18 protein-coding genes are annotated in these 18,295 nt (G+C 39.6%); 17 read left to right on the top strand and 1 reads right to left on the bottom strand.

The window, feature by feature from the left end; translation table 11 throughout:
- The 8 genes from KFE26_RS21715 to KFE26_RS21680 all read left to right on the top strand — a co-directional run.
- A partial coding sequence (locus KFE26_RS21715; RefSeq protein ID WP_212601690.1) for a hypothetical protein occupies window positions 1-352 on the top strand: 352 nt, incomplete at its 5' end.
- 6 nt (window positions 353-358) lie between these two features.
- Window positions 359-727, top strand: a complete 369-nt coding sequence (locus KFE26_RS21710) for a DUF3487 family protein (RefSeq protein WP_212601689.1) — start codon at window positions 359-361, stop codon at window positions 725-727.
- Window positions 728-730: 3 nt separating this feature from the next.
- The gene (locus KFE26_RS21705; RefSeq protein WP_212601688.1) at window positions 731-1,369 is read left to right on the top strand and encodes a DUF2895 family protein; all 639 of its coding nucleotides are present in this window, start codon (window positions 731-733) and stop codon (window positions 1,367-1,369) included.
- Between the two features lie 217 nt (window positions 1,370-1,586).
- On the top strand, window positions 1,587-3,893 hold the full coding sequence (locus tag KFE26_RS21700) for an ATP-binding protein (protein ID WP_212601687.1): 2,307 nt from the start codon (window positions 1,587-1,589) through the stop codon (window positions 3,891-3,893).
- Window positions 3,894-3,994: 101 nt separating this feature from the next.
- The gene (locus KFE26_RS21695) at window positions 3,995-4,795 is read left to right on the top strand and encodes a DUF3438 family protein (protein ID WP_212601686.1); all 801 of its coding nucleotides are present in this window, start codon (window positions 3,995-3,997) and stop codon (window positions 4,793-4,795) included.
- Window positions 4,795-6,240 (top strand): hypothetical protein, encoded by a 1,446-nt coding sequence (locus KFE26_RS21690; RefSeq protein ID WP_212601685.1) that lies wholly within the window; start codon window positions 4,795-4,797, stop codon window positions 6,238-6,240. The genes KFE26_RS21695 and KFE26_RS21690 overlap by 1 nt, the downstream gene beginning before the upstream one ends.
- Window positions 6,237-6,590 (top strand): hypothetical protein, encoded by a 354-nt coding sequence (locus KFE26_RS21685; RefSeq protein WP_212601684.1) that lies wholly within the window; start codon window positions 6,237-6,239, stop codon window positions 6,588-6,590. Before KFE26_RS21690 ends, KFE26_RS21685 begins: the two co-directional genes overlap by 4 nt.
- A 1-nt stretch (window position 6,591) precedes the next feature.
- Window positions 6,592-9,615 (top strand): conjugative transfer ATPase, encoded by a 3,024-nt coding sequence (locus KFE26_RS21680; RefSeq protein ID WP_212601683.1) that lies wholly within the window; start codon window positions 6,592-6,594, stop codon window positions 9,613-9,615.
- Between the two features lie 50 nt (window positions 9,616-9,665).
- Here the strand turns inward: KFE26_RS21680 and KFE26_RS21675 are convergent, their stop codons facing one another.
- A complete protein-coding gene (locus KFE26_RS21675) occupies window positions 9,666-9,983 on the bottom strand; it encodes a hypothetical protein (protein WP_212601682.1) in 318 nt (105 codons plus the stop codon).
- A gap of 145 nt (window positions 9,984-10,128) precedes the next feature.
- Here KFE26_RS21675 and KFE26_RS21670 point away from each other — a divergent pair, with 145 nt between their 5' ends.
- The 9 genes from KFE26_RS21670 (at window position 10,129) to KFE26_RS21630 (ending at window position 17,968) form a co-directional block, all read left to right on the top strand.
- Window positions 10,129-10,572, top strand: a complete 444-nt coding sequence (locus tag KFE26_RS21670; RefSeq protein ID WP_212601681.1) for a hypothetical protein — start codon at window positions 10,129-10,131, stop codon at window positions 10,570-10,572.
- On the top strand, window positions 10,572-11,675 hold the full coding sequence (locus tag KFE26_RS21665) for a TIGR03756 family integrating conjugative element protein (RefSeq protein WP_212601680.1): 1,104 nt from the start codon (window positions 10,572-10,574) through the stop codon (window positions 11,673-11,675). Before KFE26_RS21670 ends, KFE26_RS21665 begins: the two co-directional genes overlap by 1 nt.
- Window positions 11,676-11,678: 3 nt before the next feature.
- On the top strand, window positions 11,679-13,016 hold the full coding sequence (locus KFE26_RS21660) for an integrating conjugative element protein (protein ID WP_212601679.1): 1,338 nt from the start codon (window positions 11,679-11,681) through the stop codon (window positions 13,014-13,016).
- Window positions 13,017-13,024: 8 nt separating this feature from the next.
- Window positions 13,025-13,363 (top strand): hypothetical protein, encoded by a 339-nt coding sequence (locus tag KFE26_RS21655; RefSeq protein WP_212601678.1) that lies wholly within the window; start codon window positions 13,025-13,027, stop codon window positions 13,361-13,363.
- Between the two features lie 9 nt (window positions 13,364-13,372).
- On the top strand, window positions 13,373-15,148 hold the full coding sequence (locus KFE26_RS21650; RefSeq protein WP_212601677.1) for a conjugal transfer protein TraG N-terminal domain-containing protein: 1,776 nt from the start codon (window positions 13,373-13,375) through the stop codon (window positions 15,146-15,148).
- Window positions 15,149-15,456: 308 nt separating this feature from the next.
- The gene (locus KFE26_RS21645) at window positions 15,457-15,714 is read left to right on the top strand and encodes a hypothetical protein (RefSeq protein ID WP_212601676.1); all 258 of its coding nucleotides are present in this window, start codon (window positions 15,457-15,459) and stop codon (window positions 15,712-15,714) included.
- 400 nt (window positions 15,715-16,114) lie between these two features.
- Complete coding sequence (locus tag KFE26_RS21640; RefSeq protein WP_212601675.1) at window positions 16,115-16,540, top strand: hypothetical protein; 426 nt, start codon at window positions 16,115-16,117, stop codon at window positions 16,538-16,540.
- Between the two features lie 87 nt (window positions 16,541-16,627).
- Window positions 16,628-17,131 (top strand): hypothetical protein, encoded by a 504-nt coding sequence (locus KFE26_RS21635; RefSeq protein WP_212601674.1) that lies wholly within the window; start codon window positions 16,628-16,630, stop codon window positions 17,129-17,131.
- A gap of 183 nt (window positions 17,132-17,314) precedes the next feature.
- Window positions 17,315-17,968 carry a recombinase family protein gene (locus tag KFE26_RS21630; RefSeq protein ID WP_212601673.1) on the top strand — a complete coding sequence of 218 codons (654 nt, stop codon included), beginning with the start codon at window positions 17,315-17,317 and terminating at the stop codon, window positions 17,966-17,968.
- The last annotated feature ends 327 nt before the right edge of the window (window positions 17,969-18,295 follow it).

Raw genomic sequence — 18,295 nt, 5'->3', positions numbered from 1 at the left:
TGTAAATTTAAGTTTGTTCGTCTTAGCTGCAGTACCTACCAGTGTCATGGCCAAGCTTGAAAATGTGAAAATTTCAGGTGATGAAGCTGGCATTGAAGATGGTGATTTCATGTCACTTTTAAAGCAAATAGGGTTTGCAATTACAGGGGTAATTGCAGCAGGGTATTGTATTTTTTCATTGATCACGACAGTCGCTAATATCATTAAAGGCTGGCAGGATTATCGAAATAAGCAGGAAGATTCGCTCGGTGAAGCTATTGGAAAACCTGCATTGGTGGGGACCTTTATTACTGCAATCGCATTTGCTGTAGCTGTTTATCTCAATGCCAATACAATGGCATGGCTAGGGTAGTATTCAATGAACAGTAAGGAAGATTTTATTCCTGACCGTTTGAATGGGGAGCCTCCGATTTTTATGGGGCTCTCCATGACCGAATTGTCAGGTCTGGCAATAAGAAATTTTATGACTGGCGGTGTAATATTTATTCCGCTATCAATTTTCCTTGGGCAAAGTTTTTTATTTTCGGTAATAGGTTTTATATTAACTGGATTATATACATTTCTTGCTACTCGCTTTATGGCCACAAAACAACGCGAGAGGTCTAAAGGTAAACCTGATGGCTATTTTGGGCATAATGTTAGAGTGAATATCGAGAAATTCATTACTAAACATCCTTATAGTAGGGTGAAGTGTTCTTTATTTATTTCTAGTGGTAAATGGGAATAATTCATGAAAAAAATCGAAGCTTCAAAAGCTGCTCAGATAAATAAGCAAAGAGAAAATGAAATTAAGGCATGGAAAAAGTCCTTTTATGGAATGCTTGCCGTATGTTTGTTTGTGACTTATAACAACATAGAATTAAGATCTGCACAGCGATTGTGGCTTCCTCCAGATTTAAGTGGTGGACAATTAGTGCAGGTTGGTGAGCCGGATAAAGCTTATACGCATAATTTCGCGCTCTTGATATTATCATCGATCACGAGATGGAAGGTTGATGGTGAAAAAGAGTATTTAGATAACATTAAAAGATATGAAACCTATATCGGCCCTAAATTCCGTGAATTGATGATCCAAGATTATAACAATAGACGAGTGACTGGCGGGGGGCGACTTAACGAATTAAAGCAGCGAACAAGGGAAATTACGTTGCTTAATTTCGATTCTCCGGCCTCAATGGTTAGAAAAATTTCTAGTACTCGATATCACGTATATCTTGATGTGTTGGATGAAGAAAGAATTTCCGGTGAAATAGTAAAAAGTGGTCATTATCGTTACGTATTGGAGGTTGCTGTTGATTCCGCAAATGCTATCGATAACGATACGGGTCTGAGGGTCATGGGGCTTGTTGAACCTCCAAAGTCGATATAATTTGCCTAAAAAGGAGAAGTTGATGCCGCAGTGCAAATTTTTTGCACAAGGTCATTAACTTGGCGGGTTTGGGTGCAGCCCAAGATTTCTATTTAATGTTATGTATAAAGGAACGTATACGTTCCTTTTTTGTTTAACTCCAATTCCGAAAGGCAGCAAATTTTATTTTATCAGTAAGATGGGTGAGATATTTTTGCAATGCAAATTGGAGATAGTAATGAACCTTCCTGTAGCCGCTGTAGTACCGGAAACCGAAGAGCTCTGTTTTGAGTTAGACAAAACGGAAGCTATTCGTCAGCTAGTGATGAGTCAATCATCCTCACCAGAAAAAGCCGTTTTAGAGTTAGTCATGAATGCGCTTGATCATGGCGCGACAAAAATCGACATTCGTTATGATAGTGCTGGTTTTAGCGTTAGAGATAATGGTAGTGGCCTGACCGATATCAAGAGTTTTCAATCCTTTTGTTTAAAGCAAACCGATAGCAAAATATTTGGCCGATTTCGATTGGGTCGCGCCCAAATCATGGGGCTTTCCCATGTGCAATGGCGTAGTTGCACTTACCTGATAGATGTAAATCTCTTTTCAGATGAAGGGAATAGCGAGTATGGCTTTACTAAGCGTAATGGCTTGGAACATATCAAAGGGACTATTGTTGAGGGTTCTTGGTATTCAAAAGTGAATGTATATTCTGCGAGACAATTAAGAGAGTATTTACAATATGTTGATTTTGCAGAAATAACGATTAATGGTGTAGCTATCATCACATCTGTTAATTGGGACTATGAAGATGACATTTGCAAAATAAAATTTAAAAATGCTTACTCAGGCACTAATTTTTATAATCGTGGTGTACATATCATTGAACACTCGCGGCATCGGTATCGTGGTGTAGATGCAGATATCAATTTCTTAACATCACCGGATTTGAATATTAGTCGGAACGAGTTGAGTGATCATTGCCCTGTTGTAAAGCATGTCTTAAAAGTGCTCAATGAACTTTCGTTACAACGTAATAAACAAAAAAAATATCATTCTGATGAAGACAGAAAATACCTCATTGAAACAATGCTAAGTGACGAAGAGTTAAGGAAAGAGTTTTTAGGTGAGCCGTTGTTGCAGCTTGCAAATAAAAAAAAGGAGTCGATCGGAGGTAGATTTGTTTTTCATAAGCCCTGGTGTTTAGTTGATGGAACTCACAATGTAGAGTTATATCGAAAGTCAATTAAAGCAGGTCATGTCGTTATCACTCAACATGAACTTATGGTTTGGGGGGTGAATAACTTAAAAGAACTGTATGCGAAAGTTAATCGATTACTACCTCAAGGGTTTAAGATCCCTCACTTACAAGAGGTGACATTTGAAAATATCGAGCAAGTGCTGGAGCTTGAAACAGAGTTTATTGATACTGCATCTCTCAGTCCTTTGCAAAAGTGCCAGCGAAACTGCTTACAATATGTTGCAAACGGCATGGCGAAACGATTAAAACAACCACAGCGCATAATCCGGTTTGGTATACCAAAGGATAGTGCAACATGTGGTTGGACTGATGGGAGGTCATTTATCGCAATTAATAAAGATGTATCTGACCGACTGTTTGCATCGGAGATTGGCCCAGTAAATTTATGTCTGTTATTAGCACATGAGTTTACTCATACATCTGATCTTAATGGCCATGATGAAACATTTTATGAAAACTTTCATGACTCGATTATAGCAGGTGTTGGTTCAGTTTCTAATGACTTACTTGGTAATGCTGTCAAATCTCTTTCAACCAAATATGCTGCAGAATTAGAGGCTACTGGGTTGAGTTTTCCAAAGTATTTAGCGCATTTAAACGGATTAGCTCAGTATAATTTCTATCTCAGAACGGCAAAGCCGACAAAATTACTGCAGTGGTATTTTAGTGAGCTGAAACTCAGTTGGACAATTAAAAAGGGCATTTTAACAACGTTTGTACCACGAGGCCGGAATGGTATTCATGAGCGCGGGTTGAAATTCATTGAACGAATGCGTTTGCATTTAGCCTCAATGGTTGGCGTAACAATGGACCGAAAAAACGTTTGGAGGGGAAATGCCGATTTTTGGCAAAAACCTGAAGTATTCGAGGCATTAACACGATATCTTGATGATGTGTGTGGTGGTGATTCAGAGGCTGCGGCAAAGCAACTACTGACATTATTTAATATGAGAGGATACGAGAAGCTTCTGACTAACTTGGTACTTTATTCTTGCTTCGGTGTCAAATGTGTCAATACTGAGATGCAGCATTATCGCCGCGAAGCACATGTAGAATTAATGGAATTTGGTCTCGATATAGATACTTATGAGCTATTGGGTACTCGATTCTATACGGTAGAAGTCCCTAATTTATTAAACCAAATTAGTGAATCTTCGCAGATACAAGATGCACTGTTCACTGAGAGGCTTAGATCCCTATTTATGGATATCCATTCTCAAGAGGATAGAAAGCGTCTTGCGTCTCAGTTTATGCACTCTGAGGCATTAGCAAAACTCAATATTTAACTAACACTACGGGCCTTCTATTCTGAAGGCCCTTCCGAAAGAACCCCTGCATTTTTTTTCGATTAGAATTAGTCAACTTTACTCATCAAACGACTAATAGCATGAAATATTTACTTGGAATGATATTGTTTATGATGACCCTAGGTGTTCAGGCTAGGGTTGCAATTTTCGATGGCAATCCCATTGAGATCTACTTATCAACAACACAACGCACTGGTGCGGTACTCCGATTTGATGAGCCACAACGGATTGGGTTGCCTCCTGAATTAGCGAGCAGTATTCAGATCCGGCCATCAGGTAATTTTGTGAGCATTAAACTCAATAATGAATTTGATGGTGAAATCATATTTCAAGGGATCGATACGGGTGAGGTAATTTACGCAAAAATTCAAACGGTAAATGAGTATGAAACTCCTGATGAAGAAGTGATCATCCGGAAGCATTCTGCAGTGGCTGAAAATAGTTCTGAAACTGCCTCAGACAGCGTAAAACCGCAAAATAGACTAACACCGAGGGAGACAGTTGAGGTGTTAAGTCGAGCTGTAGCACAACGTTTTGGCCCCTTGCATGCTATTGAAAGCACTCCGTTCCCTATTGCTGAAAGTTCTCGGAACTATCCTCCATTACCAATAGAAGGTCTATATCGACAAGCAGGGATCAATATGACTCCAGTCAAAACATTCACTGGAGGTGGGTTACTCGGCACCGTGTTTATTATTGAAAATACAAGTACAGCTGATGTGGTTATTGACCCTGCAAAAATTCGCGGAAAATGGATTGCAGTTGATCTTCGAAGTGATGAAGCCATATTAAAGAAATTTAATCGGGCTTTAGTGACTTTAATACATGTAAAACCTTTCCCTTCAGATTTGAATTCAATTTTATATGAGGATGCATTTTAATGGAAAACGCAAAACCCAATCCTTTGATTAAATATGGAATTGTAATTTTTTCGGTTTTCATACTCTTTTATCTTTTTAAAAGCTCAACTCCAAGTGAGGAATCAGCTCTTCCTCCAGCCCCCAAAACACCCATTGGCCTGGGTGCAGGGGATAGTAGTGTGGCGACTATTCAAACGTTAGTACAAAAAGAATCAGAGCGAACTAATCAAATGAATGCGATTAGTGATACTCAAATGAAACTGGCAGGAGCGATTGAAGAGCTAAAAGCCAATAAAAACAATGCTGAAATTAAAATTTCGGATAGCCCTGAGATAGCTGAATTAAAAAGACAATTGGAAGAACTGAAAGCACAGCAATCAAAACAGCAAACCGAAGCTGATAAGTTGATGGCAAATTTAAATCAAACCATCAACGATGCTAAAGATGTCGCTCAACAAATGAGTGGCAAAGATTTTAGTAAGCCGAATTCACCTTCTAGGCCAAAAAATCCACTTAATAGCAGTGATGAGTTTGAAATAGGTAACGGTTCAAGTTCTCTTTATGGCGTAACAGGTGATGTTGTATGGGTAAATCCTATCGATCGTGAACTTAATATTGAAGATGGGGTGTTTAAAGCGACCAATTGGGTTGCAAAACAAGGTGAATCTATCAAGCAAGGTGCGACTAATGCCGTCAACACAACAACTGATAAATTCGAACCCAAACCTGTTTATACCGTACCGGAAAACACAAGTATCATCGGTTCTAGGCTTGCAAGCCGTGTGATTGCGTTAGTACCCAAAAGCGGCTCAGTGAATCCAATGGGATTTAAACTCAAGATCCCGCCAAAGTTACTTGCAGCAAATGGTTTTGAAATTCCGGAATTAGCTGAAGCATTTGTTGGCGGTTATGCCGTAGGAAACTTTTCACTGAGTTGTGCAAGGGCTTATGTAACCAGTTTTACATTTATTTTCTCCGATGGCCGCATTGCTCAGGTAGGGTCAAATTTAGCAAATAGTGGCCAAGATGCGGTGTCTGCTCAGACGTTAGCCGTGTTAACTGATACTGCAGGAACAGAATGTATCTCGGGAAAATTCCATTCTGATGCCGCCGAATTTATATCGACAAATGTCTTATTAGGCACAGCCGCTGGAGCCGCGAGTGCTTATGCAGGTGCGGAAAAAACGGTAAACCAAGGGTCAGATTCAACATCGTCCTCTGTCACGGGGGATGTAGGTAAGTACGTTGCGGGTACAGGGGTACAGAAGGGCCTTGAGCAAGGGTCTGCAATGTTAAACGAGTTGTGGGCCGAGTCTTGGAGTGTCGTGGTTGTTGATATTGGCACGTTCGTTAACATTGAAGTAAAAACCCCGATTAAGATTGATTACGATCCCAAAGGTCGAAAAGTGAGACATGAATTTAATATTTCGGCAGAAAATGAAGATATGAGGAATTATTGGAGATGAGAAATTTTGCATTGCAAATTTTTATGGTCCTAACATTGACTGCATGTATGACATCGAAAGATGAAATATTAGGGCCACCATCCACTACAACAGAAGCTGTGTTGCAAGAGCCAACTGCTAATACTGTTTATGTTCGAGAGTTTATAGATAGATCAGGCGCTGAATCATCAATGTATGACATGACCGTAAGGAAAGGGGTCGCAGAGCTTGCGCCGAGGGTGAAGTTTTTAAAAAACGATCGAAGAGTACTCTATTTCTATCCTCGCTTAACGTCTCAAAATAATCTTGAGCCAGCTTATGCTATCGAATACCCCACTTATCAGCAATTACACGTAAAGAAGGCTCGTTAAGATGAATTTAACATTAGATGGTTTCAAACCAGCAGTTAAAAAACTTGCAAAAGTCTTGAGGGAGATAAAAGACGAGTTTGTGGATGAGTTTCAGCCAATCACAGTAGGTGATAAGGCTAATTTATATAAAGAATATCGTTCTTTCACAGGCTTCTTACCTTATGCGGAATACCTCGATGAATGTGAGATGGTATTGCTTGAAGATCACGTATCTGTTGCTTGTCTTTGGGAATTAGAACCGATTCCTTCAGAAGGATTAGATGAGCACGATATCGAACAAATTGAAAGCGACTTTGTAAAATCACTTTCTGCCGAAAGAGATTTGGAGCAGCCAAGAAAAGGCAGCCAATTTGTTTTAACGACCTATGTTTTTGATGAAAACTCACTCGATAGAGAGTATGAGATTATTGCTAATGCAATTCATCCCGATTGGAAAAATACCGAACTGGCTAAAGAATATTTAGCCAGCACGAAGCGAATGCTCAAAGGCATGGAGTCAGAAGAAGGTTTATTTAGAGAGACAATGACTAAAGGCGACTCTGAAAACGCCAGTCGTGCTTATCGCGGAGGTCGGCGTCGACATATTGCTATTCTTTATCGTAGAGCCCCGATCAAGGATAGAAAAGGTGTCGATGCGACGAGGAAAAAGGAAATTGAATTATTGGCTCGAATGAGATCGACTTTCGAAGCGACAATTTCAGCACGTTCTATTGCTAGACGATTAAACAGAGAGCAATTTTACTCTGTGATGGTGAGAATGTTAAACCCATCACCGGCTTCAACGTTCGGGGACATCAACCGTCTATTAAGTGAGAATCCTTGTCCGTCTGCAGATCTTGCCGAAGTTGACGGTGACTATGCTGCATCAATGCTGCATTCTCGGATAGAAACCGATTCTGACAATGGCGTCATTATGTTTGATGGTCATCCTGCCCGTTTTTTACAAGTCGAGCGAATGAACCAAATTCCTCGTTCGGGAGCATTAACTGCAGAAAAGGTAGGAGATAATGGCCAAATTTCAGCGGCTTTTGATAACCTTCCTCCAGGTAGTATCTTTGTTCAACAAACAGTGTTTGAAGAAAGTGACGAGGTTTTAGAATCAGTAGTTGATCTTGAAAATAAAACTCAGCATAACGATGACGCTGCAGCATTAACAAATGAACAATGCAAGATTACTAAAAAAGTTTTGGCTCTTGGCCGGAAGATGCACAGAACAGATATGGGCGTATTCATCTTTGGTACTGATTTGGCAGAATTAAACCGTTTTACGGATAAAGTAAAAATCGAGTTAATCAATTCGCTTGGGCTTCGAGCTGTGTCTCCTGAGAATAATTTGTTCCCTATTGAGTCTTTCATTCGACATTTACCAATGGTGTACGATCCTGCGCTCGATAACATGCGAAAACGAGGCAAATACGCTTGGTTTGATCATTGTGCTCGTTTAATACCATTGATGGGGCGAACAAGGGGGGCAATTAGTCGAACACGAAAAGTATGTTTCCCATTTTTCAATCGTCGCGGTGAACTAATATTTTTTGACCCGCTCGATTATGACGGTAACGGTCACGCTGTTTTACTTGGTCCATCGGGATTAGGTAAATCTGCCACATTAAATAAAATGATCGTCGAACTTTTGCTTTTCAAAAATGCGAGGATTTTTATTGCTGAAGCAGGGGAAAGTTTTGACCCTCTAATGGATTTTCTTGAAACAGAGAAAATGGATGTACAGCGGATTAATATTGGAACTGGCCATAATTCGCGACCTGTTGCCCCATTATTCAACGGAAAACGCGCACGAGATGAGCATTTGCTAAATCTTGTAAAAGATGAGCGCATGCTTGATGAAGAAATGAAGCGAATGATAGCGATTCTTGAGCTGCAAAATCTTCCATATCAATGGCTTATTGAGAAGATTGAAGAGGCTAAAAGCGCGTACTTACGCAGCCAAGAGCAATTTGATGCTGCTAGAGAGAAAGATGAAAGTGACAAAGAAGAGAAAAAAGACTATTTAGGCGAATGTATGCTTATCAGTCGTCTCATGGTGACGGGGGGAAACGCTAAGGAGGACGATGAATGGCGTCGTCAAGATGATGCTATCATGACTAATGCTGTGATCGATGCAGCGAATATAGCTGATGCGTTACAAGACCAAATCATGACCCCTTTGCATTTAACGAAAGCACTTCAGGCAAATTCAAAATTAGATGATATTGATTCTGATAAAAAACGTCGAATTAGTTTGATGTCAGATAACGTCTCTATTTATACCAAGTCAGTTAGAGGTCAGATTTTTAATCAACAATGTGAACCTTTCAAGAAATGCGATTGTTTACATGTTGAATTGGGTGTTGCACAACGAGAAGGGAACGAGGATATGCTTGCTTTATCTTATCTTTCCCTAATGAACATGATTAATAACCTGGCAGAAACCAAAGCTTCTGAGGGAGATGATAGACCAATCTACGTGATAACAGACGAAGCGCACTTGATTTTGAAAGACCCCCGCATTGCCCCCGTTGCAGTAAAAATTGTGCGGATGTGGCGTAAGTATGGGGCATGGTTCCTTGCTGCGACCCAAGATTTTAGCCAGTCGTTTATTGGTGAAGCAAGGGCAATCCTCGGTGTTGGAGAGTATTTTTATGCGATTAAACCACCCAAAGACGATCTTGAGATATTGTGCGAGCTCGCAAAGTTAGACCCTAATGGATTACAAGCGAAGTTGATTTCAAGGGCTAAGGCCGAACAAGGCAAGTTTACAGAAATGATTATTGTGAACAAAGCTAGACCCGAAGCAAACTTAGTCAGAATCGTTCAACCGTCATTCACGTTGGCTATTGCGGGTACAGATCCAAAAGAAAAAACCGACAGATCTAATATTATGGAAAAGTACAGTATTAGGACCGCTGGCGCGTCATTGGTACAAGCCGCCAATATTGATTTGAAAAGGAAATTGATCACGAAAGAACAGCATGAAATTGTATTAGAAAAAATCGTCAATAATCCAAAATATCATCAAGCAGCATAAAAATTGTCCTTAAGAGTAACCCCGCCCTAGGGGGTAGGGCGGGGTATACGTTAAATTTTTAATTGGAAAGCACTGTCTTTTATCCATAGCTGACGGCCATTATTTAGTTCAATAACTGCCCTATAAAATTGCCATTCGCTCTTTATCACACAGACGGGTTCGCCAGCTTGTAGCGCGAACACTGAACCTTCAGCCATCATTTTGTTTATGAGTTCTGGTTGGTACTCCAATGCTTGGAAGTGCTCGAATGTAATAGCACCAAATGAATGTTGCGTGATAATGGCTTGCGACTTTTCAGGGCAAGCTACTGTTGTGAATGACACAATGCCTAGTGATATTGCAATTGCAGGTAAAAGAATAGATTTCATTAATGCGACCTCTTATTGATGCTGACTGAAGACGAACCACGCAAAGCTAGTATATAGAAAATCCCCCATTCATCGTCTATTCCGAAAGAAAAGATTGCTTCATTTGCCCGTAAACTAAGCCTAATCCTAGGTTACAGGGCTAAACATGAAGATCGTAATTACTTTGAGTCTAAATTTATTATTGACCTCAGTGGCATTTGCAGCGCCTGTCACAGAGGTCTTTTGCTTGCATGATGAATGTTCATCACTTTCTATTCCTGGGACGGTGAAAACCTATGTACTCGATGGGCATAGAAAGGTTGAGGATAAAATCAATGCTAAATATTTACAGGGGGCGAAAACTGAACGCGAAGGTTTAGCTGCATGGCAGCTAATCCAAAAAGGTCCTGAATTTATTGAATTAGTCGATGCAGCTACTCTTGCGGGTGAAGCTATGCAAAAAGTGATGCTCGATTATAAATTAAAAAAAATACCTGCTTTCATTTGCCGCCGTTCGTTAAATAACATTCCTCAAATCGGTATTGTTTATGGTGGCACTTATCCAACGGCAGTTCAGTCCTGTACCCAATGGATTAGAGGGGCTGAATGATGAAGTATTTCCTAATCGCGCTCTTTGTCACTGCTCTTATACCTTTCGATAGTTTAGGGGCTTGTAAACCATATCCTGAGTGCCAGGATGTTATTAATGATCCGAATAAGTGGGCTCAAGAAAATCCTGCTTCGCCTGATAATGATTCACTTGATCTCGCGGATATTATTTCAAACTCAGTCAATACAAGTTGCCTAGCTTGGCGACCTGTAGGTGTTTGTTTTTGGTTGAAAATTAGTTTGTTTAGTGTATCTGTAAGAACCAGCATTAAAGTAAAACACTATATTCCAGATCTTGTTATTTCAGCCTATCAAGTAAAAGGAAAAAATACGTGGGACATGATGTCTTGGACAGACGATTTATCTGAAAACGTCAGTAGTAGTTTTGGTGTTGATCTAGATGATGGTGAAGTTGTCAATAAACGACAGGGGCAAGGCCACGGGCTCGGCTCCAATGTCAATTTAAAATTCAAGAATGCGACTGCAATAGGCAATCCTCTAGCCTCAGTGTATGGCCAATCATTTATGGATTATGCAATCTGTAAGGCTGGCACTATTTCATTTATGCCTTACTACAACTCCCTTGCAGATGGATTGCTCTGGCGAACGGCTGAACCAGAATATCTCACTAATGTACTGGATATGATTACACCAGGTAAATCCAATATTGGCGAGCGTTCAAATGGTGATGAATACCTCTTCCTGCGGGTTTGGTCCGGTCTTTACCCTCGCACCGGATTTGTAAACCATTTTGATGATTATAAAGCAGCGGCAGTTGTTGCTTCGCGTGTGGCTTCGATCGTGACTTCAAGCTCGATGGTACATGTTGCTATGTCTGCTAATGGAAGTAGGAAAGCGGGTTATTGGCCAGCGGGTGAAGTTAACGAATGGGATGAGAAAACGGGTAAATATCAGATGCTTTATCCTAAAGCAGACAGTCAATGCCATTTGTTTGGACATATAAAAACAGATTCAACTTTTTCTGCTTCTGATGGGTATGGGGATCGTAGAGATGCCAAAGGCAATTATGCATGGAATTTGTGGAGAGAATACAGCTGTTGCCGTAAAGAAGGTCAGATTTTTCTATATTTTGTTGGAGAGTAACGAATGTTTAAATTAAAAAAAGTATCTGTAGTGATCGCATTGTTAATCAGCCAAAACGCCTTTGCTGATGCTGTACCTCCTGAGAATAGAAGCCTAATTCCATCTAGTATGCCAGCTCTTGTTTACTATGAACTTGGTGGCGCGGAAGCACTTCGCCTTCCAAATTACAATAAATCACGCTTCCGTTTCAGAACATCGGTAGGCGTGAATGGGGCGATGATGTGTAATTCATTTAACCCTTCCATATCAATGGAAAATCTTCTTAATGGTGTCAAGCAGGGCTGGGCCACTACACAGCGAAATATGGTTAACTCAATCCAAGGCACGATTGCGAGTTTACCAATGCTTGCCATCCAAAATATAAGGCCAGGGCTTTATGAGTATATGACGAATGGTATGAATGCTGCTGAAAACCAGTTTCAACTTGAAGTCGCCAGTTGCGAAAAAATTACCCGCGATGTGCAACAGGGCAGTTATATAGACGGTTGGGTAAAAGCGTCAGGCCATGAAGAATTAACCACATTTTTTAGTGGTGATCCTGACTCGGGAACTCCCGCTAAGGCCAAAGATGCTGATGCTGGTGAAATGGTAAAAAATGCCGAAACGAATATGGGTAAGAAAGGTACGACATGGATGTGTGGCGAAAAAAGAGGGGGTGAAGGACAACCGCCTATTGTGCTATCTGAAGTTGTTATTGCCAGTTATAACCGTTTAATTGGTAGAGGAAACTGTGAAGGTTTAGCACCGTCTGAAAGTACTGCAAATCCGTCTTTTGTGAGTTATTGGCCCAAACCTGCAGATGCTCAAGCGTGGTTTGTTGATGTCTTTGGTGAAACGAACATAAGAACGGACCCCAATAGTAATCCTATCGACAGTAAACCAGGTGCAGGGCTCATGGCCACGATAGATGAAAGGGCCGAAGCGATAGCTAATAACTTAAAGGACATTGTAGAAAATCAGATTGATGGTAAGTCTCCATCGATAAATGAGATCCGTGAAGTGAGTGCGCCAGGTGTATTGATGTCAATTGATGTCATTCGTTCTTTAGCAACCAATAAAGATGCGGGGATGCTAATCAATCGTTTGGCTGCTGAAATATCTGCTCAACGAGAAATTGCCAAGGCTTTTGAAATGCGCCGTATTTTGATTTCTGCCACAAATATTACCGAAGTACTTAAAAACCCAACAACAAAAGAATTAGTGACTGAGTGGGTTCATAGAATTGGTGATGAAGTGAAGATGGTAAAAGAAGAAGTGGAAATTCGTAAAATGTTTTCTCAAAACACCATCCCTTCAATATTACGAATGAATAACGATTCGCTAATCAGGGCAGTTAAATAGGTAAAGTTATGGAACGTAAAATTGATAAACAAGTTAAGCCATTGATGGCCAGAATGAAAAAATGGATTTATTTGATAATAACTATAATTTCACTTTTTCTCCTTGCATCAATATTTAATAGTTGGGTGATGAATGGTGGAGATGCTGCTAGTTTAGTAGGGAGTTTTCATACTTTCAAAAATGTCATGTTAGTAATTCAAGGTGGGATATTGCTCTTGCTTTGGTTGAATTGGGAAAGATTAATACTTAGTCGGGTAAGTGATAAAAAACGTGAGCATATAGCAAAGAACAAAAATCCGACTTGTACTGCTGCCGCCATCTTGCTTTTTATTATGTGGTTAACCTAGGAGAAGGGTATGAGCTTAGGTGATTTATCTGTGACTCTCATGGGTTTCAGTTATATGGACTTAATGTCCAGTTTGGTCGGAGCATATTTTTACCAGATTGTTTGGTATTCGTTGACAGCATCCGGTTTGTTTTTATTACCGTTTGTCATGGAAACACTGCAAGCTATTCGACAATCAATGGAAAATGACGGTTTAAATGACGCGCCAATGCAACATTGGGGACGTTATTGGGTCAAAATGGCGATTATGATGGGAGTATTAATTTTTGCTGCAGCACCTACTTTAAAAGTGGGGGATTTGGCTGTACGGCTTCAATTGAGAGAGTGTGATAGTAATATTAAAGATTTTAGTAATCCTACATTAAGTCCATCTGATTATCTAACAACAGGATACGGTACTTTAATCGCAAAAAGTATGAAAGAAGTTTTTCAAATGCAAGATTCCGCTGAGTTTGAAATGTATAAATCTTCAGTTAACGGATTTGCAGGGCAGTTGACTATGGCCAATCAAGTTGTTCGAGTACCTATATGGTGGCATTTTTGGCGACAAATGATGTTAGCAATTGGTTCTCATATAACAGCACAACTGCCTTGCGATAATGGTTTAAGAGCACTGAAGCACGAAATAGCGACAAACTTTATTCGGGACGAAGTACTTGCTAATGATTTAGGAAAGTTCATGAGTCAGTGTACTATGAAGGCTAAAGCGTTATTGCAAAAAGCATCTAATAATGCAACGTTGGAGCCCATTGCATTTCTTCCTAATTACATGTTTTATCAAGCCAGTTCATTTTACCCGAGTTTACAAGCACAGACTCCAGTTTGGGGGTTTGGTGTAGAAATGTCAGAACGTGGTTACGATGAAAAATCGGCACCAAATTCACCACTTCCTGCTGCTCCCAAAGGTTACGGATATCCAACATGTGACAAATGGTGGGGGGATAGTGCCCAAATACCTGCGGAGCCCTTACCAGGAGTAAAACCTGAAACCCGAACATTTAGGGGGTTAGAGGATAGATTATATGAATATTTTAATCTTAAAGATCCTGCATTTTGTGGTAAATACATAGGCTTATATGACTGGCGAGCATGGGGGGAAACAAGTCCTACATGTGATAATGGTGACGGCTTTAGCCAAAATACTATTTTAACAGCTATCTTGAATGAACAATTGTTGACCCAAAGTGGGTCAAGTTTGAAAGCTCAAAAAGTATTTGCAACTCAATTGGGTGATGTAGCTCAGTTTGGCTCGCATAGTAGCACTGCTGAGGGTAGTCAAATTACCTCAACCATTTTTGGGACCGTGCTCGATATAGGTTTAATTACATCTGCTTGGAAAGACTTTGCCGGAAACCTTGCTCTACTCAAAGCGCTTCCGGCGGCAACCTCTATTTTATTGCTTGTTGTAACTGCCTTGGTCCCTATTGCAATGGTCGTTGGTCGTTATGAGATTGAACCCATTTTAGGGTTAACGTTGACTTATTGTACTTTCCTGCTTTGGATTCCTTATTTTAGGATGATACGTTGGCTTGATGATAATTTTGTTGGAATGATTTCAGCTGGCTATCAAGTCAATATGCAGATTATGCTAGAAATGATGATTGCTGCAGCATACATCGCGGTGCCAATGTTAATGAGTACGGTGATGACGGTTGTTGGTGTGAGAATTGCGCAGTTAGATCCTATTGGTGGCGACAAAATGGGGTCTATTGCTAATAAAGCCGCTTCAAACATATTGAACGTAACTAAATCCCTTTTAACTAAGGGAATGAAGGGTGGAAAATAACTAAATACGTGTATAATCACTCCGTTCCTTCCATTATCCGTATATTTGTGCCGGATTCGCAAATAGCGGTGGAACTGGGTGTATAACACATATCCCATAAGTGTATTCGTTGGTTTTTACTAACGGTTAATAACTGCTAAGTTATTAAATAATCTGAAAATATAATCCACTAAGCCACTCATTGAGTGGCTTTTTTATATTTGCAATGCAAAATACAGCTATGTTCTTCCGAAAGAAACGCTGGAGCTTAGCCATGTTAATGTAGCTATTCAATCAAGGAGCCTCTGGTACAGATGAATAGGATTAACATGGATTCAGTACGAAAAACGACCATCAACGGCGAGTTGATTTCATTACATTGGCCGGAACGTTCATTGCGTATTGGCAGTGATAGTCGTCATTTACCAGAAAATTACACTGAAGATATTGCCAATCAATTCGTAAACTCAGTGGTGCCGAATTTAAGAACTCATGAGATTCCTGCGGCCTTGAGGGTTTACCCAAAGAGCAATGAGCACAACTTTTGGATTTTGCTCTTTGAGCAGTTACCTAAGCAAGCATGTTGAATAAATGTAAATTATCAAGCGTATTTTTTTCACTTAAGCTTTTGAATGGCTTCGGCTTCTATGGTATTCTATTGGTTCACCAATAGATCCATTGATCACAAATAATCCATCAGTATTGCACACAAAAGAAGTTGTTTTAAATTAAAAAACCTGCTTAGCAGGTTTTTTTTCATCTCGATTTCAACGCCGATAATTCACAAAATAATTCCAATGTCCAATGCAAGTTAATGTTTCAGGCTGTAAGCTGATGAGGCTCGTATTGGTACTCTGTTATCCAAAGATTTATCCTTTTTTGACAATTAAATTTCCATAGGAAATTCCTGCTTTGTAATTGCCAATCGTAATAGTTAAGATGAATCGTTATCTAATCAGCCCAATGGCTACAAATAAGGAAATAGTAATGCAAAATTTAATCTTAGGTTTAAACAATTCAGAACGTGATTCTTTGATCACATTGAAACACTGGTTAGAAGATCATGCTGAAAAAATTCAAGAAGTATTGCCTATGGATAAACATCCAATGGAACTTGTTCAAGCATTATCAAAAGCTATGAGCAATATGTGTAAAGTCAGTCTGCTTGCAGAAGGATCTTTAGCATTTGGTTCACCGACTGCGGAATCGTATTTACCTGAAGGTTATAATGGTCCTTGTGCTGTAGAAGATATAAATGGCAATTTAATTGCCACACTTCCCAATCGACCCGAAGCTGAAAAGGTTGCACGATACTGTATAACACCTGATGGTGGATATGGTTCAACTGTAGTAAAAGTGGCTACAGCGTCTCAAGTGAATTATAACTCGTTTGAAAGTTGGCTGATGCGATAATCTTGCCAATGCCCACAAAAACCATCCTAGGATGGTTTTTTTACATTCGACTCAGTTGATGTAGACTACTTACCCATTGGTAATAAAATGAAAAATTTAATTAGCACTGTACTTTCAGATTTAAATAAGTTCGGATTTTGCAGAATAAAAGTTGAAGGTGGATATATTACTGCGGATGAAGATGGCCGAGAGGTAATAAAAACTATTGGAAGCTTAAGCAAACATATTGCGCTTGAAGCCCAAATTTTAGAGGGATTTAAGTTAGCAAAAATAAACCGAAATGATGTAGTGGTTAGTATCACAAGTTTCGAGTTTGAAAATAGTGTATATATCCCATTGGCCTATCATTCTGAGTATGTACATTATCCGAATGCAACAGATGACGCTTTGATGCATGCAGCTTGTGACCTTACCGATCCCTTACGGTCTGCTCTAGTCGAAGCTTGGGAATGCATACACCTAGGTATTTATGAAGGTTGGGAGATGGATGGCTTGATAAAGTGGCCGTTGGAACAACCAGGTTTTAATCGACGGGTGCATTTTCGCTGGAAGGTCCTCGATCACTGTCGCTTTCCTGAATTATCAGTTTAACCCCCTAAAAAAGCCCACAATTAACGTGGGCATTTTTTTTGCATTGCAAATTTGTATAAATAGCTCTTTAGGGTTAATTTAATGAGCTAGGCCCGATAGGGTTGCCGATATTTTAAATGAGCCATTGATTTATGGTTGGTTCATTTAGGTATACTTAAATGAGCTATCATAGAGGTTAGTTTAGTGGCTAATTCAAATTTAAAAGTGTGTCGGATCTATCAGCGGGTAAGTACTAATGAGCAAGATTTGTCAAGACAAGATTCGTTAATAACAAATGCAAAACAAAATGGATGGTATGTAGCAGGTGTCTACAGAGAAAAAGAATCAGGAGCCAGAGCTGATCGCCCTGAATTACTTAGGCTGATAGCTGATTTACAAGAAAATGAGTGTCTGATAGCCGAATCTATGGACCGCATTAGCCGATTACCCATAGCAGAAGCAGATTTGTTGGTGCAGTCTATTTACAGTAAAGGTGCGAGGCTAGTTGTTCCTGGTTTGGTCGATTTAAGCCAGTTACAAAATGAGACTTCAGGCGTTACCAAAATTGTGATCGATGCACTTCAAGATTTACTACTTAAGATAGCACTCCAAAGTGCGCATGATGACTATACACAACGAAGAGTGAAGCAGCGACAAGGAATTGAACTAGCTAAAAAAAAGGGTAAATATCGGGGGCGTCCGGAAAATACACATCGAAACAATTTGATTCGAGAAATGAGGGGCAAAAAAAGCATTTCTGAGACAGCTAAGCTTGCACAATGTAGTGTTAGTACAGTCAAGAGGGTGTGGGCTAAAAAGTTGGCCCTTGAACAAGCTAAATTTCCTATAGACAATTAAGATGTTTGATTATTACCAGTAAAATGTAGAATGAAATTCTACACACTACGTACCCATTGGTACTAAATTAAGGAATCACATGTATATTTTAAATTCATTAGATACTAATAAAATGATAAGTTGGATGCTGGTATTGGTAATTGCAATGCCATTCCCATTTATTAGTCTATAAATTGAGATTTTAAATCTTATGTTTAGTTATTAACCCATTGGTTACAAATTAGGAATGATTATGGATAATGAAACTGAAATTAAAATTGCCTTTGAAAGAGACCATAAAATTCTAATGTATATTCATTGTTTTTTATACTCAGCTATTTTTATTGG

The organism is Shewanella sp. M16, from assembly GCF_018224605.1.
GTDB classification, from domain to species: Bacteria; Pseudomonadota; Gammaproteobacteria; order Enterobacterales; family Shewanellaceae; genus Shewanella; species Shewanella oncorhynchi.
The sequence above is the reverse complement of the archived record's forward strand: the minus strand, read 5'-3'. Positions and strand labels throughout refer to the sequence as shown.